We start from the raw sequence: 21,682 nt of genomic DNA, 5'->3' as shown, positions 1-21,682 counted from the left end.
TTGAATCTCTGAACACGCCATGCAGCGGCGCAATTTTTTAGCCTACTTGTTGCTCTTTTTGGGCGGATGCAGCGCAGCCCGCACCGCCTCCGATCGCCCTAGCGCTTTGGCGGGACCAGAGACGATTCAGTTTGCCGTCACCGACATCCAGGGGCTGGAGAATCTCGAAGAAAACTACGGAGCCTTCCGAGATGCGCTCGCCCAAGCAACCGGCAAGAAAATTCAGTTTTTCCCGGTCGAGAGCTACACCGCAGCGGCGATCGCCCTCCGACAGGGAGACGTGGATCTGGCCCTGACCGGCCCCGCAGAATATGTCTTGATCCGCGCTCGCACCAACGCCCAGCCCGTCATCGCCATCACCCGGCCCAACTATCACTCGGTGATCGTGGTGCCTGCGGGGTCGGGCATTCAGAACGTGAGCGACCTGCGCGGCAAAACCCTCGCCCTCTCGAGCATTGGCTCGACCAGCGGTCACCTCGGGCCGACCAAACTACTCATGGAGGCAGGTCTGGACCCCCGCCGCGATCTCACCTTGGCCATGCTGGGAGACGAGGGCGTCGAGGCGCTCCAGGCTGGTCGGGTCGATGCGTGGGGCGGATCGGCTGTCGACTACCAAACGTTTTTGGCCCCCGAGGCTTCTCAGTTTTCCACGATCGCCCAAGGCCCGCCGCTGCCCAGCGATGTCTTTGTGGCCGCCAGTGGCCTGGAGCTGGCTTGGGTCGAGGCTCTGCGCGATCGCATGGTGGCCGCCCAAACCCCGCTCATCGCAGCACTCGTGCGGGGAGAGGAAACCCAAAAGTATCAGGGCTCGCAGCTTGTGACCGCTGACGACACCGACTACAACATGATTCGGGATGTGTATGAAGCCATTGGACAGGGGAATTTTGTCTCACAACGAATCTCCTCTCAAGGAGGGGCTTAGACGCTTCAAGCAGACAAAGCTTTCACTTCTCAAGCTGCTGGCCCAGCGCAGTATTCGCCAAAAAATTAGCCATAGCTATGCCTTGGTGATCGGCGTGGCGATTTTGGGCACTTCGACGGGGCTGTGGGTGGGGGACGTGCTGCAAGGCCAGGCCCGCCAGCAGTTGCTGCTCGCCAACCAGCAAAAAGATTTGCTCAAAAATCTTGAGCTGACGGTCCTGGAGGTGCGCTCCCATCCCCAGCGCCTGATTACGGTGTTGGGCGACTCGATTTGGTTTAACTACGAGCGCGAAAAGTTTTTGAGTGATGCGGCGCAGATTAGGGCGATCGCCGCGGACCTCCAGGCCTTTGCCCAGGATCACCCCGAGCACCTGGCCATGAATGTCGACACGCTCCAAGACCTCATGGAGCAATACACGGTCGCCGCTGACTCCTATCGCCAGCTGATGGAAACCCTGTGGCAAGACATTGACCCAGGCAACGTAGCGACCTCAGACATCGCGGCGGCTCAGCAGGAGGTCTTGAGCAAAGGAGCCCAAGGCACAGCAACCCGCCATAGTGTCGAGTTTGAGCGCTTGGCCGAGCGTCTCGAGCAGGGTATCCGGGCGGCCCAGAGCCAAGAGAGTGATGCCGTTGTGCGTCTAGACTGGGCTGAGAGTTTGCGGCTTCATCTCATTTTGGTGGGAATGGTGCTCTCAGGGGCGATCGCTGCTCGATTGGCCGCGGTTCTGGGGCAGGCGATCGCCCAGCCCATCGAGGCCGTTACCGACGTCGCCCAGCGCGTCACCCGAGACTCCAACTTCGAGCTGCGCGCCCCCGTCACCTCCCGCGACGAAATCGGGTCCCTGGCCCAGTCCCTGAACCACCTGATCGAGCGCACCGGCGACGACACCCGTCGCCTCGAGCAGGCCCGCGAAACCCTGGAGCAGCGCGTAGAGGAGCGGACCCAAGCCCTGAGCGCTACGCTGCATCACCTCCAGCAAACCCAGGCCCAGCTGATCCAGAGCGAAAAAATGTCGAGCCTTGGCCAGCTGGTGGCGGGAGTTGCCCACGAAATTAACAACCCCATCAACTTCATTTTTGGCAATCTGGAGCACGCCAATACCTATACCCGGAGCCTGTTGCAGCTGCTGGAGCGCTACCAAACCCACTACCCCGACCCGCCCCAAGACCTGATCGCCGAGATTGAGGAGATGGACCTGGAATTTTTGCAGACGGATCTGCCCAAGCTGCTGGCCTCGATGAGGGTCGGGGCCGATCGCATTCGCGAAATTGTTCAGTCCCTGCGCACCTTTTCGCGGCTCGACGAGGCCGAGGTCAAGGCCGTTGATCTGCATGAGGGCATCGACAGCACGCTGATGATTTTGCACAATCGCCTCAAGCCCAAGGGCGATCGCCCCGAAATTCGCGTCGTCAAAGACTACGGGGCTCTGCCGCGGGTGGAATGCTACTCTGGGCAGCTCAATCAGGTCGTTATGAACATCCTCAGCAACGCCATTGATGCCCTCGACAGTCAGCGAACCTGGACCGCAGCTCGGTCTGGCTACGGGGCGATCGCCCTTCAGAGTGCGCCGCCCACCCTCAAGATCACCACGACGCAGCTTGACCCGCGCTGGGTGCGCCTGGCGATCGCCGACAACGGTCCCGGCATGGCGCCGTCGGTCCTCGAGCGGATCTTCGACCCCTTTTTCACCACCAAAGAGGTTGGCAAAGGCACAGGACTCGGCCTCTCGATCAGCCACCAAATCGTCGTGGAGCGCCACGGGGGGCGGCTGCACTGCCACTCTGTCCTGGGCTCAGGCACCGAGTTTGTGATCGAGATTCCCGTCCAGCAACAGGGCGGGCGATCGCGCTAGCCCAGCCCCCAGCGCCCAGCACCCAAAGACAAAAAAGCCAGCCTTCGAGGGGCTGGCATTTTACCTATTTAATTCGTTGTGATACTCGAACAGGGGAGGAAGACCCGGTCTGCGCATTCCCAGTTTGCAGTGGGCTTCGTCATTATTAATCCCTTTCTGTGGCTCATTGTAACAACGGACACGATTTTTTCTTTATAAAACTTCACGCCGAAACCAGGTTCCTCCAATAACCGCTGCTAATCACCCCAGCGTCCCCAAAACGAGGAAAAGCACTAGGGCGATCGCCGCTCATAGGTCGCGCCGATCTGCGATCGCCCCCACAGAATGCGCTCCCGCTTGTAGATTACCGTTCCCGGCTTGGCGCCCCTAGGCTTGTAGACATTTTTCGGCTCGGTGTAGACCACCGGCGCTTGGTCGCTTTGGCGGGCGCGGCTGTGGTAGGCGGCCACATCCGCCACAAACTGGAGGTCCGCCTCCTCGGGCGAGGTTCCTGGCTCTAGGCGCAGCAGCACGTGGCTCCCAGGAATTTCCTGGGTGTGAAACCACAGGTCATAGTCCCCCGCCACCCGAAAGGTCAGCTGATCGTTCTGGCGATTGTTGCGGCCCACGAGCACTTCGCAGCCGCTGGGCGTCGTGTAGCGGTGGTAGTCCGTCCCCTCGCCCCCATCGGTGCGGCTGCGGTATTCCGTATCGGCCATGTAGCCTTGCTGGATCAGCTCTTCGCGAATCTCCTCCAGGGCTTGCAGATCGGCGGCGCTGGCATAGCTCTCGATTTGGGCGATCGCCGTTTCGACTTCTTCTAGATAGGCGATTTCTGCGTACACCTCCGCCAGCAGGGGCTCCACTGCCGCTCGGGCACGCCGCAGTTTCTGGTGCTTTTTATAGAGTGCCTGGGCGTTTTGGACGGCATTTTTCTCAGGGTCTAGGGGAATAGTGACCGGCTCCCCCGTCTCAAAATCTGCCAGGGCGATCGCCTTTAGGCCGGGAGTCCACTCGTGGAGGTGGGCCATCAGCAGATCCGCCTGAGCCCGAAACGTATCCGCACCGTCCGACTGCGCCAGACGATCCTCAAAGGTTTGGCGCTTGGTGCCGAGCTTGGCCAGCACGACCTTGAGGCGCTGGCTGATCTGGTGGCGCAGGGCCTGGAAGACCTGCTGGTTGAGCCGATCGCCGTAGTAGCGCTGGAGCAGGTGCTGGACGCTGTCCACCGGGGCGATCGCCTGCCAGCCCATCACCGTGTAGCCCGTCGCCGTCCAGCCCGGCAAAAAAGTCCCTGTTTCTAGACACTTTAGCCAGCCCAGCCACTGCTGAAACAGGCGATCCCAGTCGGCGGGGGCCAGGGCCTCGGTAGACTGGTCTGGGTCGAGGCCTGCCTGGTGAACCATGCTGGCCACCAGCGCCGAACTCAGGCCCTGGTAGGCCCGGAGGAGATTGCGGCCCACCGGCCCCGGAATCAGCGCAATGCGCTCTCGCCAGCGCTCTGGGGATTCCTCCAGGTTGGGCATCGGATCGGTCAGGCGCGGCGGCGCTTCGTAGGGCTGACCGGTCTGGACCGGGCGCACGCTGGACTGCTGCGGGCTCACCTGATAGGCCGCCGTGACAATGAGTCCCTCCTGGTTCACCAAAATCACGTTGCTGCGCTTGCCCATGATCTCGACGTAGAGGTGCGCAAGGGGCGCGTCTCCGGGCCGCTGGGCAAACTGGAGGTCCAGCACTCGCTCCCAGGGCGCGGGATTGGCGATCGCCACCAGCGCCAGCCCCCCCACCTGGTGCCGCAGCTGCTGGCTAAAGGTGAAGGTGTCTGGGGTTCGGGGCGGCGGGCTCTCCAGGCACACCCGCGCCGCCTGGGGATGCCAAGACACCGTCAGCCAACCCCGCCCGCTCAGGGTTCGCAGCGCCAGCTGCACCGTGTGGCGATCGCGCTGATAGACCTGCTCTAGGCGAGCCGGCAGCCAGCGATCGCGAATCTCGTGACACGCCGCAGTGAGAGTCGTAAAGTCAACCGGTTGCACAATCTAGTCGCCATCCAAAAAAACAAAGCCCAACGACCTAGGCCTGAACCTAGGCGATCGCGGAACAAACCCTCGCACGCTGCCATCATTTTTCTAGCAGCGCGATTTTTTAGGTCTAGGATTGTTCGGGAAGCCGCAATCGATTATCGCTCTGGCAGGACACTCTAGTCCTCCGAACAGACTCATTTTCAAGTTTCCACGACTGAGCCCGAGCCAATCTCGCTTCATCTTGACAAAAAATATCGCGCCTCAACCACTTGCCAGGAAATCTCCGAAGCAGGCGATCGCCCATTACCCACCCGCCCAAAGGAGGGTTCATCTCAGATCTCTACCAAAAGTTAGAAAAATGGCCTTAGAACGCTGAAAATGCTGTTTTTGCAAGATTTCAGCCTTGTTAGCCAGATTTTTTGTCGATACCATGAAAGCAAATCATTTGACACAAACTCTTACAAGTGCTTTGCACAGTTAAAGTGTTGCCCTCCTATGGACATTAAGCTCATTAATATCGGCTTCGGGAATATCGTTTCGGCCAGTCGGGTCGTTGCCATCGTCAGCCCGGAGTCCGCCCCCATCAAGCGCATCATCACCGACGCCCGCGATCGCGGTCAGCTCATCGACGCCACCTACGGCCGCCGTACCCGCGCCGTCATCGTCACCGACTCCGGCCACATCGTGCTCTCTGCCATCCAGCCCGAGACCGTCGCCAACCGCTTTGTGATCAGCAAAGACGGTCAGCACGCAGAAGACTAATCCTCCACCAAGCTGCCGATCCCCCTAAGCGCCGTGTCATTTCCGAGCCCGAACCTCTGTGATTCCCGCAATTTGCGCGACGCCATCAAACGATAGACTGGATGGACTGGCAACCAAGCATCCAATGGAAGAGCGCATGGGACACGGCAAACTCATTGTTTTCACAGGACCGAGCGGCGTCGGCAAAGGAACTCTGCTGCGGGTCCTCCTCCGGTCTCATCCAGATTTGTACTTCTCAGTGTCTGCAACCACTCGCGCTCCGAGGCCGGGCGAGGTCGATGGCAAACACTACTACTTTGTTGAGCGGTCTGCTTTCGAGCGCATGGCCGCCGAAGGCGAGCTCCTCGAATGGGCCGAATTTGCGGGCAACTACTATGGCACCCCGCGCCAGCCAGTGCTTGAGCAGATTCGCCAGGGTCGCTCAGTCATCCTCGAGATCGAGCTTGAAGGCGCGCGCCAAGTTCGTCAGACCTTCCCCGAAGCGATCCAGGTCTTCATTTTGCCGCCATCCGTGGATGAGCTAGAGACGCGCATTCGCGGCCGCGGCCAGGATTCCGAAAGCGCCATCGTCCGGCGACTGGCTCGGGCCCAGGAAGAAATTGAAGCGGCAGACGAATTCGATATTCAGATCGTCAATGATGATTTTGACCAAGCTCTAGCCGAGCTCGAGGCCGCGCTGTTTAACTCAAACTGCCGCGAGCCTGATCTAGCGGCGACCTAGGGTCAGCATCGCCAGAATGCCCTTGTGCCGACGGTTTTGGGCGTCTAGCGACAATTCAGCACCCCACCTAGAGTTCGGGGCTCCCTTCACCCAAGGGAGCCCCGACTTTTGTGCTTAGTAAGACACGCTAGCGTACGTTATTAAGCCAAGGTGCTTTGAACCGGTATTTGTTAGCTCAAAAGCGCGATCGCCAGTCACGGTAGGACCGGAGATCAAAAGCAGCCCAAACGCCAAAATCTGGAGCCTTGAGCCGCCACAAAATTCAAACGTTAGTTAAATAGGTTGCCAGAGATGTTTTGCAGCAGACCCAAGTTCGCGGTCAAGGCATACGCAAACAGCGCACCGCCGATGCCGCCGATCAAGAAGCCGCTCGCAAACTCGCTCCAGCCTTCGCTGCTGCCCAGATCCGCCGGGGGATTGGGGGTGGTCACGGTGGCGATGGGCTTGCCCACGCCAACGCTGCCGTACAGCGACAGGCAGATGGTGAGGATCACCACCAAGCCGATCGCGCCCAGCAAACCAGCCAGGTAGGGCACATCAGAGTCCCGCAGCGGTCCCAGGAGCGCAAAGGGGCCAAACAGCAGGTAGCCGTGGGCCATGCCAACTTCTAGACCCCGACGGTTGGGCGAAAGGCCAGCCCGGTAAGCAGGCAGGTTATTGATGAGGGCTTTGGTGAAGCCAGAAGCGCTGATGGGGGTGGCCAGATGACCAACCTGGGGATCACCAGCGGGCTTGACAACATCAATCGTCATGTCAGTTTATCTCCAGTCCAAACACTTGCAAGCAAAGACAGAAAACACCCAGGCCTAGGGCATGGGGTGGAAGAGCAAGTCAGGGAAGAAACGATTGAACTCAATCAGGATCCCGGCGGCGATAAACACCACGATGGTTCCAGCAACCGGCGCGCTCGATAGATATCTCAGCAAGCCATCCATGGAATAATTCCTCCAAAAGTTCGGAAATGGGTCGGTTCAGCTCGCCAAACTAGCGAGGAGAAACGGTGATTTCTTCGTTCTTCGCCGCAATCTCGCCAGAGAGGATCTCTTTGAGAGCGGTAGCAGGCCACGCCAGAGCAGCGAGGGAAAGCTTCAGAGCCAGAGGAATATCGATGATGATTTCCTTCTCTTCAGGGTTGCCTTCCTTGCGAATGGCGATGATGTAGGAACGGCCAGCCCAGCCGATCCAACCTGCAATGTAGAGGAACAGGAGTCCCGGAATCAGAAACTCACCTGCGTGGTCGAGGCGACCATCAACGATGAGGTGGGGCAGGCCTTCGGGGCCACAGAGGACCTGAGACTCTGCATAACGCTCGAACCGCGCTTTGGCTCCTGGAGTGGTTGCGTTTTTGGCCCGCTGAAGGAAGGCAGGGGAGTCACCACAGGGGGTCAGTCCGGCCACGTCAGCCGAAGCGGGCGGCGCAAACCCGATCCAGAGGAAAACGACTAGAACGAGAGCAAACAATCGCCGCATAGAATTGTTTCCCTTTATTACGAAACACAAAGTTTGTTGTACAAATGAAGTGGCTGCAATGGCAAACCAAACTGATTTTACTAACACACTTTTGCTATGCTAAATGTAATCATTTACATAGCTTAAGCTGAATAGTTTATCAGCCTGGGAGTCCCATGGGAGCAGCCAATGGGGTGTACTAGGAAGCAATCATACTCTTCTAAGTAAACTCAGTAAAGTTTAAGTTTTTCAACGTAGTTTATTAATTGAAAACGTAATTTTTGAATGGCGACTGTTTTAGCTCTTGAAACTAGCTGTGATGAGACATCGGTGGCGATCGTTCGCGATCGCAGCGTTTGCAGTAATGTTGTCTCATCTCAGATCGCGGTGCATCAACCCTACGGTGGGGTGGTGCCGGAGGTGGCCTCTCGGCGGCACGTGGAGCTGATCAATCCGGCGATCGCCCAAGCGTTTCAAGAGGCGGGGCTAGGCTGGTCCGACATTGATGGGATCGCCGCCACCTGCGCGCCCGGCCTGGTGGGTGCCCTCTTGGTGGGCCTGACCGCCGCCAAAACTCTCTCCATGGTTCATAACAAGCCATTTATTGGCGTTCATCACCTGGAGGGGCACATTTATGCATCCTATCTCACAGAACCGACCCTAGAGCCGCCGTTTCTCTGTCTCTTGGTCTCGGGCGGCCACACTAGCTTGATCCACGTCAAGGACTGTGGCGTCTACACTCAGCTCGGCCAAACGCGGGATGATGCGGCCGGGGAAGCTTTTGATAAGGTGGCGCGTCTGCTGAAGCTGGGCTATCCCGGCGGGCCTGTGATTGACCGGTTGGCCAAGGAGGGCGATCCGCGAGCTTTTCCGCTGCCGGAGGGCCAAATTTCGCTGCCGGAGGGGGGATACCATCCCTACGACTCCAGCTTTAGCGGCCTCAAGACAGCGGTGCTGCGCCTGACCCAAAAGCTCCAGGACGAGGGCCCGCTGCCCGTGGCAGATTTGGCGGCGAGTTTCCAGCGGACGGTGGCGCGATCGCTCACCAAGCGGGCGATCGCCTGCGCCCAAGACTTTGGGCTCAGCACCATCGCCGTCGGCGGGGGCGTCGCGGCCAACAGCGGCCTGCGGCAACACCTCCAGGAGGCGGCCGCAGCGCGGGGCATTCGCGTCTTGTTCCCACCCATGGGCTTCTGTACCGATAACGCAGCCATGATCGCCTGTGCCGCCGCAGATCACCTCCAGCGGGGACACCGATCGTCCCTCAGCCTGGGCGCTCAGTCGCGCCTGTCGATCGCCGAGGTGATGCAGCTTTACGTTTCTTGAGCGTCAGCCACCATCGAAGGCTCGACCTCGTGGTAGGCCACAACCTCGCGAATCGCCGTCGCCACCGCATCCGGCTGCTCGATCATCGCCATGTGGCCACACTGCGGGATTTCCACCACATTCACCCCTGTTTCTTGGAACAAGGGATGGAAGCTGGCCAGGTGACGCACATACTGCGGCTCCATGATCGGGTCTTCTGCGCCAGCAATGAAATGCACCGGCTGTCGCAGCTGCGAGACAATTTTCGGCAGGTGGTGCACCTCGGCCTCAGTAGTCGAGTCTAGAAGCGTTCCTAGGGCAGCGGCGGTGTCGGCCACCAAAAAGTCCACGAGACGCTGGCGACCCCAGCGGCGAGAAATTGGCTGGGCAACGCTGGCTCGGCTAAACATCAAGTCCATAAAAGGCAGTTGCTGAAACCAGCGGGGGCGGAACTTGACGATTTGCTGACCCGCTTTGCGAAATTTCTCAAACTCTTCTTTGAGGTAAATGCCGCCTCCCGCGTTGAGGCAGATCACCCCCTGAACGCGATCGCTCAGCTGGTGGGCTCCCCACAGGGCGATCGTCCCTCCCAGAGAGTGCCCCACTAGCCAGGCCCGCCGGATATTCAGCTTGTCCAGCAGCAATCCCAGCTCGTAGGCGTAGGCGCGCGGCGAATAGCCTGAGAGGCCAAGCAGCGGCACCTCAGCGTTGACAGAGTACTCTAAAGCCAGATTATCTAGCTGGGGACCCGCTCCGGGCTGAGAATCCCCAAATCCCCGCAAGTCATAGACCAAACACTGGTAGTGGGGAGAAAGACGTTCAGTAATCGGAGACCAGTAGTTTCGGCTCAGGAGCCAACCGTGAATAAAAACGAGGGCGGAGGGAGAAGTGGTAGACGCCGTAAGTTCGTAGGCGTGGTGGACTCCCTGGATATCGATCATTGCCATAGATCTATCGTATCCTGAAGACTCGCCATCGTAGGAAATCCTGAACGCGAAGCGGGCGATCGCCTTCTATTCCAGCACTCTTGGCCGCCCCTAAGCCCGCCGCCCCAGCAAGCGCTGGCGCACCCCCTCTGCAATCTTTTGGCCCAGATACTCCGGAATCAAGCTTTCATTGGGACCCAGCAAATACAAAATCAGCCGGGTACGCCCCCGCCAGACCAGCAGGTTGGCATTCACCACCAGCAGATCCTCTTGCCAGATGGCATACATGACTTTGTAGAACAGGCCCGGCTGGTTATCCGCCTCAATCAGCAGCGCGGGCAAGTGAAACACAGGGTCCACATAAAATTCCGTTTCGACCTGCTCCAAGCCTGAATCGAGGTTGAACTCCACAGCCAGCATTTCCTCTACTTCGAAATGCCCGGCTAAGGCTTCTCGCACCGCCCGACAGACGTTTTCCGCCGTTTTGTCCGTGAGGGCTTTGCCGCCCCGCGAGACCACCAGCTTGATAAACACCAGCATCGGCGGGTAGATCTGCCCGTACAGGCTCAGGCTGTGAATGGTCAGGCCATAGGCCGCCAGCACCCCGAAAATATCGCTGAGCAGGAAGGACTGGTTTCGATAGGCAAACTGAAGCGCGCTTTTGTTGCCCTCGGGTTTGAGTTCAATTACGGCTTGCTGGGTTTTGTAGAGTTGATAGGCGAGCCTCAGATTCTGGAGCTGGATTTCGCTACTGACAAACTGCTCATAGAACTGCGGAAACGCCCGATTGAAGCGTTTGAGCAATTCCAGGGTAGAGGATTTCAGACCCGAAGCCATAATTGGGAAAAGAGTACGGGAGATATACTATCTAGTACTGTCGATTAACTTCTACTACCTTAGTCAAGCCTGCATGGGTTTTTGGAAAAGCTGGTTCACTTCAGACTCCGCCGCAACGGCCAGGACGACTCCAATGGAAGAAAAGGCGCTCGAAGTGCTGGGCGATCGCGCTGAGAATGCTTCGAGAATTTTCTTCAGCACCGATCGAGAAATTGATCTCTACGAGCTCGAAGAGCTGTGTGATGCGGTAGGTTGGGCGCGCCGGCCCCTGCGGAAGGTCAAAAAGGCGATCGAACACAGCTTCCTCGTCGTTTCAATGTGGGAACAGCGGGGGGAACGGCGGCGCTTGATTGGGTTTTCCAGGGCAACGTCTGATCACGCGTTCAACGCCACGATTTGGGATGTGGTTATTCATCCCAACTTCCAGGGCAAAGGCCTGGGCAAGGCATTGATGCGGCACATGATTAAAAAGTTGCGCAACGAAGATATCAGCAACATTACCCTATTTGCCGATCCCCACGTGGTGGATTTTTACCGCACGTTGGGCTTTATGCCCGACCCGGAAGGTATCAAAGGAATGTTTTGGTATCCAGACTGATTCTGACGTTAGCCAAAGCAGCCGAAGCCTCACGCCATCATCTTTGATTTGGCGTTGAGATGAATGCGAGCGAGCGAACGACACTCCTCTGACCTATGCCGCAGGCGCGAGGAGGGGAGAGGGAAGAAACGAGCAAATCTCTCATGATGCAAAACGGGTGTGAGATAATCAGGCTAAGGGTTTGAGCCAATCGCCGCCCTGAAACTTGAACCTTGACAACCTGGAATAGGGGGTTCTGCCTAGAAACAGACGATTCGTCGTCGCATCTGTGGGCAGGTAAAATTCCAGCAGTACAAAGGAGAGAACAACACTCTTTGTATTGTTCCGGTGCGGTGGGGCATCCCGTATCGTCAATAAAGCTCAGGAAACGCCCGATGGGATACCAGGGGTCACTGAGAAGCCTACGCTGCATACGTCAGTATCAGCGTAGGAGTATATCACCAACCCTGACGTTTCTTCAGTATTCCCTATTTCGAGCGATCGCATGCGTTCTTATTCCTCAGAAGGCGGCTTTTGCGATCGGTAGGCTCTATTCCCTTGTTCAGAGTTCGAGTTCAGCCGGAGTCATCGCACGGGAGAGAGCGATCGCGCCTGTTGGACCCAGCGGGTGACCTCGTTGACCGATGGGCACAGATCGCGGCGCTGCATCATCGCCACCTGGAGCCGCAGAATTTGCTGGGTCAGGCGATGGGGAGGCGTTTGGGCCAGCTGGGTGACGGAGGCAATGCCGGCGTGGAGCAGCAAGCCACAGAAGACGCAGCCGACGTCGGGCACCCGCGCCAAATCTGCCAGAGCAACCCATTTGATGACAGCGTTCACGGGTACTCGCGCTATCTGGGCCAGCTGAATTTTTTGGGGTGAGGTCTGGGCGGCCTTCAGCAGCTGTAGCGTGGTGAGGATGCCGCGATCGCGCAGCAGGGCTTGGGCCTGGGCATCGAGGCCCGGCAGCTGATCGAGGGACCAATCCAGCGATCGCACAGAGCGAGCAGAAGAAGATTGCGTCATCGGAGTTTTGCAGCGAAATTAACAGGAAACACTGACACATCAGGGCAGCACCCAAGAGCGTTGGACGCCGTCGAAAAGCACGAGGGAAAGCTTCAGAAAATCAATATTTGGATCAATATTTAGGAAATCTCGCTCCGCGCCAAACCCAGCGCTGTTCACCCTCAGAGACAGAACAGTTGCGAGAATTGCTCACCCACTTTTTCACCCACACACGCTACCCAATTCTCCAGAAGGGCGCACAGATCGCTCCCAAAGCAAGCTATACTATGTTAGCGAAACGGGATGTAGCGCAGCTTGGTAGCGCGCCTGCTTTGGGAGCAGGATGCCGCAGGTTCAAATCCTGTCATCCCGATTGACAAACAACTTGCTTGATAGACCGCCGAGGCCCGACAGACAAAGGGGCCTCGGCTTTTGCATTTGTGGCTAGGACTCGCCGCCGACCACGACCTGGTCGGTCACCGTCAGACGGCCCTGATCGGTCACGCTCCACACGTCATAGGTGCCGGTCACGTCCCCCTGGGCATCAAAGTCGACCACACCGCTGGCCCCTTGATAGTTGACGTCCTGGCCTTCCCGCACCAGTCGGAGCGCTTCGCAGACGTCCGAGACTTCTTGGCCCGGCGCGTTGGCGACTTCTGCAACCTTGTCTTTGATGGCCGAGCCTTCGGTTGACTTTGCGGCCTCGGCAGCCAAAACAATCAAGGCACCCGCGTCCCAAGTATTTGGGTCGTAGACGCTGGGCTGACGGCTGTACTTTTGCTGATAGCGATCGCGAAAGGCCTGGAGCGCAGGCCCGCCAGCGCTGGGCGCCGTCCCGCTCAGGCCCGCGGCGATCAGCTTACCATCAGAGCCAGCCCCGACCAGCTCGGCAATATTATTGTCTTTCATGCCATCGGTTGCGATCACCGGGGTCTCGCCGTTCAAGAGGCCCTGCTGATAGGCCGTCTTGAGGATCAGGCTGCCCGTCTCGGGGTAGGCAACCAATAAGACAGCATCGGGGTCGCCCTGAAACGCAGCGCTCACCTCAGAGGTAAAGCTGGCCGTGTCGGGAGCGTAGCGGGTCGGCTGCCCCTGGAGCTTGCCGTCGATGGCCTGGAAAGAGGACACAAAGGAATCTACGAGACCGTTGCCATAGTCATTATTGATAGCCAGTACCGAAACTCGCTGATAGTTGCGCTTTTTAGCCAACTGGGCGATCGCCTCTCCCTGGAAGGTGTCCGGCGGCGCAGTGCGGAACCAGTAGCCCTGGAAGTCGCCTTTTTGAGCCCGCTCTGTGAAGACAGGACTCGTGCTGGCCGGAGAAATTTGGAGCACTCGGTTGCGGACCGCGATATCCACCGTGGCGCTAGACACCGCGCTAGAGGCCGCCCCAATCACGGCCGCCACCCGATCGACCTCCGCCAGCTTGGCCATGGCCGTCGTGCCCCGTGCCGGATCCGTCTCGTCATCCGCCGTAATTAGAGTGATGGGCTGCTCTAGCACCCCGCCACAGGCATTGACCGTTTCGACCAGGAGACGAGCGCTGTCTTCCATAGGCTGGCCATACTGGGCGAGGTCCCCCGTAATGGGCAGCAGTGTACCAATTTTGAGACCGCCACCAGAGCCCGTGCCGCCTTCGCAACCCGCTACCATAATGGCTAGGGTCGCGATCGCCCCCAGACGTGTCCAGCGCGATCGCCCGCCCCGTGCGCGCGACATCCAGCCCGCCGCCAAAACCATCCAAAGGTTGAATCTACCAATCCTTGCGCGCGTCATCTCATCCTCCACCTACTTCCAGTTAAGTCAAAGTTAGCCTGTCTCCTGCCCCCTGAAAACGCCCTTCCGCGTCCCGCTCTTCTCCAAGTGCCCATGTCCGAAATATTGCGGATTTGCCTGTACCCAAGGAACCTAAAGCTTGAGCCGCCAGTCCTTCCCTTAGCAGAGGCCCGACGCTAACCGACACCTTGATCCTTCTGCGAAAGCTTAAAAAGCCAAGACCCAAAGCAGAAATGATCTCAAAAAGTTCGCTAACTTTTATCAGGAATCCGGCTGTTGATTACAGTCAAAGATACTACCAAGGATCATTCTTCAAGCTCTGGACTTTCAGGCGATCGCGCATACAAAATCTATCATTTTCAGCTTTCTGGGGCTTTTATTTACATCAGCCGAATGATTTGCAAATGAGAAGATGATGGTCCAGAATTGTCAGTTGAATCAGCGCCTCAAAGCAGATTTGTCAAATCAAGACGAGAAGGAATGCTCGCTCACCAAAATAGGGAAATGAGTCCGATCTAAGCGTTCATTACTGTTGAGCGCTCTTCCCATCTTTGATTGCTGTTTTATTGATGCTAGGAGCATTTATGAAATCACTCGTTCGTTGGACTACAACCTTAGGACTCATCGGAGCGACGGTGATGGGTTCAGCCCTCAGCTTCGCAACGCAAGTTTTGGCACTGACCGACGATGAGATTGTCGAAAAGCTTCAGAGCGCGGTCGCTTACACGATCGCCGACGGGAATCTGACGCCGCTAGTGGCTTCTGTGCCCGCCGAAGGTGGCAGCGGCGGTGCGGCGAAGAATGTTGAGGTGATGGGCATTTTTATCAGCCGCCAAGATGCCGAAGCGTTTCTCAATCGCCTCAAGACCGACAATCCTCAAGTGGGTAACCAAACGCGCGTTATTCCTATTTTCCTCAGCGATGTTTATCAGCTGGCAATGGAGCAAAAAGATAACCCTCAGCCGGTTGCCTTCCGCTTTATTCCGACCAAGAGTCAGACCGATGCTGCTGCATCGATCCTGCGCCAAAGTGGTCAGGAGTCCAATCCGGATGCAGTGCCTCTTTTTGCAGTGCGCTACGGCCCCAATAAGGGTCTGATTCCGATGAGCTTTAAGCAGGGCGAGCCGGAGGTGATTCCGCTGTTCTTTAGCGCTCAGGAAGCTCAGAGCGTGCTGAATGTCGTCAAGCAAAAACAGCCAGAAGCTGACATTCAAGTGCTCAGCATTGATGGCGTTTTGCAGGAGTTGCGCAGCAAGAATGACGAGTGGCTCGAGAAGGTGGTGTTTGTGATGACGCCGGAGTCACGTCAGTATGTGCAGTCCCAGGAGTTCAAGAACTTTGTGCAGTCGGTGCAGCAGCAGCGATAGGCGATCGCCCGTAGTCGGCCGCGATCGCGGCGTCCTGTCAGCTCGACAGCGCCCTCATCTGGCGATCGGACAAACCGGCTAGAAATCTGCAAAAATTCTGCGTAAGCAAGAGTTGCAGCCTTACCTTGGGTAAAGCTGCAACTTTTGTTGTTGATGGGAGCACGGGGCGACGGCAAACTACTATGGCGAACCAGCAGCGTTCTTCACACCCAGCTTCTGGGGGCGGCTTGGGCGGTGAGGATTGGCAGCATCAAATTTCGGGCCAAGCGCTGGCAGCGTGGCGATCGCAGGCCCAGCAGGCGGCCGCAGCGGCGGGCGTCCCGACTGGAGAGGTTGACTGGTTTTTGCAGGCGATCGCCCGCGTCGATCCGTTGGCGCTGCGCCTGGGGACCCTGGGCGATCGCGCGGCCATTGCCGCCAAGTTTTCCCTGGAGGAGCTAGAGCAGCGATGGAAGCAGCGGGTCCAAGAGCGGGTACCGGTGCAGTATTTGGTCGGTTTGGCGCCGTGGCGGCACTTTTGGCTGGAGGTGTCGCCGGCTGTGCTGATTCCTCGTCCCGAGACCGAGCTGATCATTGATCTGGTGGTGCAGGCGGTGGAGGGGACTGCGGCGACGCGCGGGCACTGGGCAGACCTGGGAACGGGCAGCGGGGCGATCGCCCTCGGTTTGGCAGAGGCACTTCCCCAGGCTCACATTCACGCAGTGGACACGAGTCCCGCAGCGATCGCGATCGCCCAGCGCAACGCAGAGCGGTATTTTATGGGCGATCGCGTGCAGTTTCATCAGGGGTCTTGGCTGGAACCGCTGGGGCCGGGGCGGGGCCAGCTCGCAGGCGTCGTCTCCAATCCTCCCTACATTCCCAGCGCCATCGTGCCGACGCTCCAGCCCGAGGTCGTACAGCATGAGCCTTCCCTGGCCCTCGATGGAGGGCCTGACGGTCTCGACTGCATTCGCCATTTGGCCGAGAGCGCTCCGGCCTATCTCGAACCCGGCGGTCTCTGGGTCGTGGAGATGATGGCGGGCCAGGGAGAGGCGATCGCCGCGCTGCTGGCAGACTTGGGAACCTACCGGGATATTCGGATCGAACGGGACCTCGCGGGGCATGACCGATTTGCGATCGCCCGGCGAGTTTGAGCCCAGACAGTTTGAGATGGCGGGCTTTCGTGGCAAGATAGCAACCGAGAAATCCTTGGCCCACGGGCGCTCTTGCCATGATTCGCAACGGTACCGGAAAAACGCTAGTGACCTATGGCCTGCTGCTGGCGATCGCCTTCGTCATGCTCTTGCCCCTGCTGTGGCTGGTGAGCACCTCCCTCAAAGCGCCCACCGAGGACATCTTCCAGTACCCGCCCCAGCTTCTGCCGCAGCAGCCAACCCTCGAAAACTACGCCCAGGTGTGGCAGCTGGCCCCCTTTGGTCGCTACCTCATCAACAGCACCATCGTTGCGGTCCTGACAGTCACCCTGAATCTGCTGTTTTGTTCCCTGGCAGCCTATCCTTTGGCACGGCTCAGTTTTCGCGGGCGAGACTGGATCTTGACCTCGATCATTGCGACGATTTTGATTCCCTTTCAGATCGTCATGATTCCGCTGTACGTGCTCACCGTCCAGCTCGGCCTGCGCAACAGCTATCTAGGCCTGATTTTTCCGGCGATCGCCTCGGCCTTTGGCATCTTTCTGCTGCGGCAGGCGTTTTTGGGCGTCCCCAAGGAGCTCGAAGAAGCAGCCCGCATCGATGGCTGCTCTGAGCTGGGGCTGTGGTGGCACGTCATGCTGCCTGCTATTCGCCCAGCGCTGATTACCCTGGCAATTTTTGTGTTTATCGGCTCCTGGAGCGACTTTCTGTGGCCACTGATCGTTCTAGATCCGGGCTCAGACTACTACACCCTGCCCCTAGGTGTTGCCTCCCTAGAGGGCGTATTTTCCCCCGACTGGCGAATCATCGCTGCCGGGTCGGTGCTGTCAATCTTGCCGATTTTGCTGCTGTTCGCCTTTCTCCAGCGCTACATCGTCCCCTCGGAGGCCGGCAGCGGCGTCAAAGGCTGATCTTGGGCCTCAGTTCGCCGACTGGGGAGACAGGACCGCCTTAGGATAGGCGATGCGCTGGTGGTTAAACTGCTGCCAAACCTGGACAAACACCTCGGCGATCGTAGACATTTCGGCTCGAGTTAGCCCCGATTCCGACAGCTGCTGATCTTGCCAGCGAGCGCGCAAAATTTTGTTGACCATGACCAGGGCTTCCTCGTAGGTGGCGTCCTTGAGCGATCGCAGAGCCGCCTCACAGGAATCCGCCAGCATCACGATTCCAGTCTCGCGAGACTGGGGAATCGGACCGCTGTAGCGAAACTCTCCCTCATCCACCACCAGCGTGGGATCTGCCTCAGCCCGCTGCTTCGCCTGGTGATAGAAGTAGGCGATCAGCATCGTGCCCTGGTGCTCAGGAATGAAGGCCTGAATCGCACAGGGCAGCCGGTACTTGCGGGCCATCACCAGCCCCTCGGTCACGTGCTTTTTGATCAAGGCCGCACTGATCCAGGGGTCGTTGATGGCGTCGTGCTTGTTGGGCCCGCCCATCTGGTTTTCGATGAAGCCCAGCGGGTCGTGCATCTTGCCAATGTCATGGTAGAGGGTGCCAGCCCGAATCAGCTCGACGTTGCAGCGCAGGGCGCGGGCCGCCGCCTCCGCCAAGCTCGCCACAAACAGCGTGTGCTGAAAGGTGCCGGGAGCCTCGGACGCGAGGCGCTTCAGCAAGGGCCGGTTCGGGTTGGCCAGCTCGGCCAAGCGAATCGGCGTGACTAGATCAAAGAAATGCTCGAGGTAGGGACTCAGGCCCAGGGCAACCACGCTCCAGGCGGACCCTATCATCGCCTGAAGGCCCGCCGCCTTGAGGGCTAGATACCAGACCGGTCCAGCTGTCCCGCTCAAGACGGCGCTAGCGAGGAGATAGACCACGGCTTCGGTGGCTCCTACGGTGAGGCCAAGCAGCGCAAACTCTTCGCGCGATCGCAGTCGACCGGCCATCAGGCCCCCCACCAGCCCCCCAGCCGCACTCGACAGGAGACTGCCCCAGGCCAAATCTAGACCCACGGGCAACAGGAGTGCCAAAGCGCCCACCCCCGTCACGGCTAGCGCCGAACCGTAAAAGCCACCAATCAACATACCCACGAGAGGCAAGTTGGTGGAGGGAGCGCGCAGGGCAATCAGCAGAGGCGTACTGAGAACCAGTAACAGGACCAAAATGCGATCGCGCCGCCGCAGTCCCGGATGAAAACGTCGCTCCACAAACCAAAACAAACCGACAGCGCCTCCCGACAGCGCCATAAAGCCGATTAGGCCCACCCAGTTTACGCTGCGGCGACTGAGGCGGAAGTAGTCCAGCAGCGCAAAATCCGACGCCGTGATTTCTTCGCCCTCGCGGACGATGACTTCTCCCTGGCGCACACGGAGGATCACCGGCTCGACCGCCAAGGCCGCTTGCTCTGCCTGTTGCTTGGTCCGCTCATTGTCCTTAACTAGGTTCGAGCGCTGGTGCAGAACATCGAACAGCAGGTCAAGGGCGATCGCCTCGGTCCCCGACGGAACCGTTGCGGCTATCTGCATCCGAATCGCGTTCTTGAGCAAGTTATCGGGCAGACCTGGTGGCAGCCCCTGGGCCAGGATGCGGCTGAGCGCCTGCTGGGTCGATCGCTGCACCTGGGTCCACTCGTCATCTGAAAGATCCAGCAAAACCACCGAGTAGGCCGCATCAATGCGGTTTTCGGGACTCGACAGGGCGGCGATCGCCCGCGGATAGCGGCGCCGCACCTCATTGATCGTCTCTATCAAACTCGCAAAAGCCTGAGGCGACGTCGCTTGACGATAGTTTTGCAGCTCCGCCACCACCATCTGCTGCGTCTCATTTAGGGGCAGCTGGGGCATCGCCAGAGCAGCACCGCCATTGCCGGGACTATCACTGGCAGTGGCCGTGCGATTAATGGCCTCCAAGATCGTTCGCCATTCCCACTCCTGAGCCTGACGAATAAATAGCTGGGACTCCAGAGACACCAAACTAATGGGCGCAAAGGGAAACGCACCGCCCAACTCTCGCAGTCGGTTAATTTCATCAAGCTGGTTCTGGAGATCGGCAGTCAGCTGCCGCGTCACCTCCTGATCCAGCATCAAAACCGGCACTGCACCGGTTCGAGCCGCTTTTCGGCGCTCCTCCGTCGTCCGAGTATCTTCGACATTGGCATCCCTAGGCACTTCGATGGTCTGGGGCGCCCGCGTCCCGATGTTCAGCTCTGGTTCATTGTAGAAGCGATAGCCAATGGCACTGGTCAGAGACACCACCGCGATTAGAAACATCGTGGGCGTTTGGGGACGCCGACGGCAGGGTAAGCAGGTCGCCTCTCTAGCGTCCTGCGGCAAGGTTTCGGTCCTAGATGGCTGAGGAGATGCGTCAGGAGAGAGCGGGTCTGTGCCGGTCTCTTGCGTCGAAGGAGAGCGATTCACAGGAGTCACTGACAGCTTTTGGGGATGGGGTGAGCAGACAGGGAGGGACACGTCGGCCCGTCGAAGCTCGGGAAGCTGATTGATCGCACGCCGACACCAACGATCCACTTGCCGCGTGAAGGTATGAAGCGTTCTCATAGTGGCTCTAACTGCGGCAACACCAAGGAAGACTAGAGACCGTCATGGAGCAAACTGGCATAGGTACTAATCGTTACCTATTGGAGAAATCCGTATCAACTTTCGCGAGTATGGGGTGAATTGATGGATTTGTCTATCTCAACTCACCGTTTTCGCAGGGTCAATCCCCCGGATGAAAGATCATCGTGGTGAAGGTTGCTGGCAATGGCGTTAGATTCCGAAAATTTACGGAGATTTTTTCGAGCTTACTTCACCTTGCAGAAAATGACCAAAAGCTAGCGATCGAGAAGCGTTTAACCGTTTTCGACCGATTCACGCCAGCTGAGAAGGGATGAGCCTGTCTCCAGTCTATCGAATGGATTTGGGAGCGGGGCATTTTGGGGGCGGGTTCAGCGAGGCCGAATCACCCGCGCAGCGGCGATCGCCAGTCCCGATTGTCCTGCCGCCGCAAACTCGGTGGGGTCCATGGCCCCAGCCCAGACTCCCGCTAGGGCGGCACCAGCCGTTTTCAGCGTTGATAGCTGATCTGTTGGGCCAGACGGCGACGCGGCAAGGGCCAGGCGGCTCAGGATTGGTAGACCAGACAGACCATTGTAGAGGCCGCTCAAGCCTCCCGCGAGAGCGCCTACGGCTCGCGGATCGGCCGTTGGGGGCTGGAGCCGCCCGAGAAGCAGGGCTGGGTTGTCTGGCGCACTGAGAAAGTGAGCGGCGGCGAGGGCGATCGCCTTCGCAGTGCCGCCGGTCGGCCCGAGATTCAGGGCCGTTAAGGCGCGTTCTGTTTGGTTGAGAGGCTTTTGGGTGCTGAGGCAGATTTGCGCCTGGTTCAGGGCCTGGCGCAAGGGGGCAAGCGACGCTGAATCTGGCGAGTCTGGCAGCGCTTCGAGGCCGTGGGCCAGCAGGGTCGGGGGTTCTAGGCGATCGGTGAGTCCCAGGGCGATCGCCTCCAGCCAAACCGTAGCTCCCACCAAAAACTCGGGGTCTGGCCGAGCCGCCGCGATCGCCTCAAGGGCGCTACTGCGCTCGTAGGGACTGCCATGGAACACCAGGAACACGGGCAGGGCGAGGGCGATCGCCAAGGCCGCGCTGGGCGGCTCATTTTCCCCGGGCAGGGGCTCCGCCAGCAGCGATCGCCACACGTCGGGAATCACCGTTCGTCCTTCCACCAAGGCCTGGGCACCCCGGGTTAGCCGATCGGCGATCGCGCTAATCGGCTCTGGCTGAGCCTGCAAGCCAGAGCGCTGCTCACCCTTCAGCGGGCGATCGCCCCCAGCCCTCGCTCGCTCTCCCAACACCGTGCCAACCAACGCGCCCTGAAAGCGGCTTACCAGCGAATAGCGCATCTCTCTCTCTTGTCGCAAGTCCCGAACGTCCTGCACCTTTAGCTCAAGCAGCAGAAGCCTCACACCATCATCTTTGATTTGGTGTTGAGATGAATAGAAGCGAGATGATGACCTTGCTTCAGCCAGCAGGTTAGGCCCCCAGACCCGCCAGGCTAGCTGCCCGAAAAGCATGAATGCAAAGGGGTTTGATAAAATGTGCTGCGGCTAGACGTG

At 58.8% G+C, this 21,682-nt stretch carries 19 protein-coding genes and 1 tRNA gene; 10 read left to right on the top strand and 10 right to left on the bottom strand.

Annotation, left to right across the window (positions count from 1 at the left end; translation table 11 throughout):
* Nucleotides 1-19 precede the first annotated feature (19 nt).
* Nucleotides 20-922 carry a phosphate/phosphite/phosphonate ABC transporter substrate-binding protein gene (locus GEI7407_RS05915; RefSeq protein ID WP_015171229.1) on the top strand — a complete coding sequence of 301 codons (903 nt, stop codon included), beginning with the start codon at nucleotides 20-22 and terminating at the stop codon, nucleotides 920-922.
* Nucleotides 885-2,777: a sensor histidine kinase gene (locus GEI7407_RS05910; RefSeq protein WP_051030692.1), complete on the top strand. Its 1,893-nt coding sequence runs from the start codon at nucleotides 885-887 to the stop codon at nucleotides 2,775-2,777. The genes GEI7407_RS05915 and GEI7407_RS05910 overlap by 38 nt, the downstream gene beginning before the upstream one ends.
* Nucleotides 2,778-3,049: 272 nt before the next feature.
* Here GEI7407_RS05910 and GEI7407_RS05905 read toward each other — a convergent pair whose 3' ends face one another.
* On the bottom strand, nucleotides 3,050-4,789 hold the full coding sequence (locus tag GEI7407_RS05905; RefSeq protein WP_015171227.1) for an NFACT family protein: 1,740 nt from the start codon (nucleotides 4,787-4,789) through the stop codon (nucleotides 3,050-3,052).
* Between the two features lie 483 nt (nucleotides 4,790-5,272).
* Here GEI7407_RS05905 and remA point away from each other — a divergent pair, with 483 nt between their 5' ends.
* On the top strand, nucleotides 5,273-5,539 hold the full coding sequence (remA, locus tag GEI7407_RS05900; protein ID WP_015171226.1) for an extracellular matrix/biofilm regulator RemA: 267 nt from the start codon (nucleotides 5,273-5,275) through the stop codon (nucleotides 5,537-5,539).
* A gap of 124 nt (nucleotides 5,540-5,663) precedes the next feature.
* A complete protein-coding gene (gene gmk / locus GEI7407_RS05895) occupies nucleotides 5,664-6,260 on the top strand; it encodes a guanylate kinase (RefSeq protein WP_041268287.1) in 597 nt (198 codons plus the stop codon).
* A gap of 269 nt (nucleotides 6,261-6,529) precedes the next feature.
* Here gmk and GEI7407_RS05890 read toward each other — a convergent pair whose 3' ends face one another.
* The 3 genes from GEI7407_RS05890 to GEI7407_RS05880 are packed head-to-tail and all read right to left on the bottom strand — an operon-like array spanning nucleotide 6,530 to nucleotide 7,730.
* Entirely contained in the window at nucleotides 6,530-7,012 is a 483-nt protein-coding gene (locus GEI7407_RS05890; RefSeq protein ID WP_015171224.1) for a photosystem I reaction center subunit XI, read from the bottom strand.
* Nucleotides 7,013-7,066: 54 nt separating this feature from the next.
* Complete coding sequence (psaJ, locus tag GEI7407_RS05885; RefSeq protein ID WP_015171223.1) at nucleotides 7,067-7,195, bottom strand: photosystem I reaction center subunit IX; 129 nt, start codon at nucleotides 7,193-7,195, stop codon at nucleotides 7,067-7,069.
* A 49-nt stretch (nucleotides 7,196-7,244) separates the two neighbouring features.
* Nucleotides 7,245-7,730, bottom strand: coding sequence for a photosystem I reaction center protein PsaF subunit III (locus GEI7407_RS05880; protein WP_015171222.1), 486 nt, complete (start codon nucleotides 7,728-7,730; stop codon nucleotides 7,245-7,247).
* Between the two features lie 264 nt (nucleotides 7,731-7,994).
* On the opposite strand from GEI7407_RS05880, the gene tsaD reads away from it, so the two are divergent.
* The gene (tsaD, locus tag GEI7407_RS05875; protein ID WP_015171221.1) at nucleotides 7,995-9,035 is read left to right on the top strand and encodes a tRNA (adenosine(37)-N6)-threonylcarbamoyltransferase complex transferase subunit TsaD; all 1,041 of its coding nucleotides are present in this window, start codon (nucleotides 7,995-7,997) and stop codon (nucleotides 9,033-9,035) included.
* Here the strand turns inward: tsaD and GEI7407_RS05870 are convergent.
* Together GEI7407_RS05870 and GEI7407_RS05865 are read right to left on the bottom strand one after the other, a co-directional pair.
* Entirely contained in the window at nucleotides 9,023-9,961 is a 939-nt protein-coding gene (locus GEI7407_RS05870; RefSeq protein ID WP_015171220.1) for an alpha/beta fold hydrolase, read from the bottom strand. The two genes, tsaD and GEI7407_RS05870, sit on opposite strands and share 13 nt — an antisense overlap.
* Before the next feature lie 90 nt (nucleotides 9,962-10,051).
* Nucleotides 10,052-10,777, bottom strand: coding sequence for a hypothetical protein (locus GEI7407_RS05865; protein WP_015171219.1), 726 nt, complete (start codon nucleotides 10,775-10,777; stop codon nucleotides 10,052-10,054).
* Between the two features lie 73 nt (nucleotides 10,778-10,850).
* Here GEI7407_RS05865 and GEI7407_RS05860 point away from each other — a divergent pair, with 73 nt between their 5' ends.
* Nucleotides 10,851-11,375 carry a GNAT family N-acetyltransferase gene (locus tag GEI7407_RS05860; protein ID WP_041268286.1) on the top strand — a complete coding sequence of 175 codons (525 nt, stop codon included), beginning with the start codon at nucleotides 10,851-10,853 and terminating at the stop codon, nucleotides 11,373-11,375.
* Between the two features lie 564 nt (nucleotides 11,376-11,939).
* Here GEI7407_RS05860 and GEI7407_RS05855 read toward each other — a convergent pair.
* Nucleotides 11,940-12,380 carry a DUF4332 domain-containing protein gene (locus GEI7407_RS05855; protein WP_015171217.1) on the bottom strand — a complete coding sequence of 147 codons (441 nt, stop codon included), beginning with the start codon at nucleotides 12,378-12,380 and terminating at the stop codon, nucleotides 11,940-11,942.
* 278 nt (nucleotides 12,381-12,658) lie between these two features.
* Between GEI7407_RS05855 and GEI7407_RS05850 the strand changes: the two genes are divergently transcribed.
* Nucleotides 12,659-12,732 (top strand) — tRNA-Pro (locus tag GEI7407_RS05850).
* 71 nt (nucleotides 12,733-12,803) lie between these two features.
* Here the strand turns inward: GEI7407_RS05850 and GEI7407_RS05845 are convergent.
* Nucleotides 12,804-14,135 (bottom strand): ABC transporter substrate-binding protein, encoded by a 1,332-nt coding sequence (locus tag GEI7407_RS05845; RefSeq protein ID WP_015171216.1) that lies wholly within the window; start codon nucleotides 14,133-14,135, stop codon nucleotides 12,804-12,806.
* A 584-nt stretch (nucleotides 14,136-14,719) separates the two neighbouring features.
* On the opposite strand from GEI7407_RS05845, the gene GEI7407_RS05840 reads away from it, so the two are divergent.
* The 3 genes from GEI7407_RS05840 (at nucleotide 14,720) to GEI7407_RS05830 (ending at nucleotide 17,546) form a co-directional block, all read left to right on the top strand.
* Nucleotides 14,720-15,502, top strand: coding sequence for a Tic22 family protein (locus tag GEI7407_RS05840; protein WP_015171215.1), 783 nt, complete (start codon nucleotides 14,720-14,722; stop codon nucleotides 15,500-15,502).
* Between the two features lie 182 nt (nucleotides 15,503-15,684).
* Nucleotides 15,685-16,635 carry a peptide chain release factor N(5)-glutamine methyltransferase gene (gene prmC, locus GEI7407_RS05835; protein WP_015171214.1) on the top strand — a complete coding sequence of 317 codons (951 nt, stop codon included), beginning with the start codon at nucleotides 15,685-15,687 and terminating at the stop codon, nucleotides 16,633-16,635.
* Nucleotides 16,636-16,712: 77 nt separating this feature from the next.
* Nucleotides 16,713-17,546, top strand: a complete 834-nt coding sequence (locus tag GEI7407_RS05830; protein WP_015171213.1) for a carbohydrate ABC transporter permease — start codon at nucleotides 16,713-16,715, stop codon at nucleotides 17,544-17,546.
* 9 nt (nucleotides 17,547-17,555) lie between these two features.
* Here GEI7407_RS05830 and GEI7407_RS05825 read toward each other — a convergent pair whose 3' ends face one another.
* Both GEI7407_RS05825 and GEI7407_RS05820 read right to left on the bottom strand, forming a co-directional pair.
* Nucleotides 17,556-20,129, bottom strand: a complete 2,574-nt coding sequence (locus GEI7407_RS05825) for an HD family phosphohydrolase (RefSeq protein ID WP_015171212.1) — start codon at nucleotides 20,127-20,129, stop codon at nucleotides 17,556-17,558.
* Nucleotides 20,130-20,518: 389 nt separating this feature from the next.
* Complete coding sequence (locus GEI7407_RS05820; RefSeq protein ID WP_015171211.1) at nucleotides 20,519-21,469, bottom strand: ADP-ribosylglycohydrolase family protein; 951 nt, start codon at nucleotides 21,467-21,469, stop codon at nucleotides 20,519-20,521.
* Between the last annotated feature and the right edge of the window lie 213 nt (nucleotides 21,470-21,682).

The sequence above is a fragment of the Geitlerinema sp. PCC 7407 genome (assembly GCF_000317045.1).
Classification (GTDB): Bacteria; Cyanobacteriota; Cyanobacteriia; order PCC-7407; family PCC-7407; genus PCC-7407.
Note: the sequence above shows the minus strand (reverse complement) of the source record. Positions and strands in the feature narration are given on the sequence as shown.

Coding starts and splice junctions, on each gene's coding strand:
- GEI7407_RS05915 (WP_015171229.1), top strand. CDS start 20: ATGCAGCGGCGCAATTTTTTAGCCTACTTGTTGCTCTTTTTGGGCGGA.
- remA (WP_015171226.1), top strand. CDS start 5,273: ATGGACATTAAGCTCATTAATATCGGCTTCGGGAATATCGTTTCGGCC.
- gmk (WP_041268287.1), top strand. CDS start 5,664: ATGGAAGAGCGCATGGGACACGGCAAACTCATTGTTTTCACAGGACCG.
- GEI7407_RS05890 (WP_015171224.1), bottom strand. CDS start 7,012: ATGACGATTGATGTTGTCAAGCCCGCTGGTGATCCCCAGGTTGGTCAT.
- psaJ (WP_015171223.1), bottom strand. CDS start 7,195: ATGGATGGCTTGCTGAGATATCTATCGAGCGCGCCGGTTGCTGGAACC.
- GEI7407_RS05880 (WP_015171222.1), bottom strand. CDS start 7,730: ATGCGGCGATTGTTTGCTCTCGTTCTAGTCGTTTTCCTCTGGATCGGG.
- tsaD (WP_015171221.1), top strand. CDS start 7,995: ATGGCGACTGTTTTAGCTCTTGAAACTAGCTGTGATGAGACATCGGTG.
- GEI7407_RS05870 (WP_015171220.1), bottom strand. CDS start 9,961: ATGGCAATGATCGATATCCAGGGAGTCCACCACGCCTACGAACTTACG.
- GEI7407_RS05865 (WP_015171219.1), bottom strand. CDS start 10,777: ATGGCTTCGGGTCTGAAATCCTCTACCCTGGAATTGCTCAAACGCTTC.
- GEI7407_RS05860 (WP_041268286.1), top strand. CDS start 10,851: ATGGGTTTTTGGAAAAGCTGGTTCACTTCAGACTCCGCCGCAACGGCC.
- GEI7407_RS05855 (WP_015171217.1), bottom strand. CDS start 12,380: ATGACGCAATCTTCTTCTGCTCGCTCTGTGCGATCGCTGGATTGGTCC.
- GEI7407_RS05845 (WP_015171216.1), bottom strand. CDS start 14,135: ATGACGCGCGCAAGGATTGGTAGATTCAACCTTTGGATGGTTTTGGCG.
- GEI7407_RS05840 (WP_015171215.1), top strand. CDS start 14,720: ATGAAATCACTCGTTCGTTGGACTACAACCTTAGGACTCATCGGAGCG.
- prmC (WP_015171214.1), top strand. CDS start 15,685: ATGGCGAACCAGCAGCGTTCTTCACACCCAGCTTCTGGGGGCGGCTTG.
- GEI7407_RS05830 (WP_015171213.1), top strand. CDS start 16,713: ATGATTCGCAACGGTACCGGAAAAACGCTAGTGACCTATGGCCTGCTG.
- GEI7407_RS05825 (WP_015171212.1), bottom strand. CDS start 20,129: ATGAGAACGCTTCATACCTTCACGCGGCAAGTGGATCGTTGGTGTCGG.
- GEI7407_RS05820 (WP_015171211.1), bottom strand. CDS start 21,469: ATGCGCTATTCGCTGGTAAGCCGCTTTCAGGGCGCGTTGGTTGGCACG.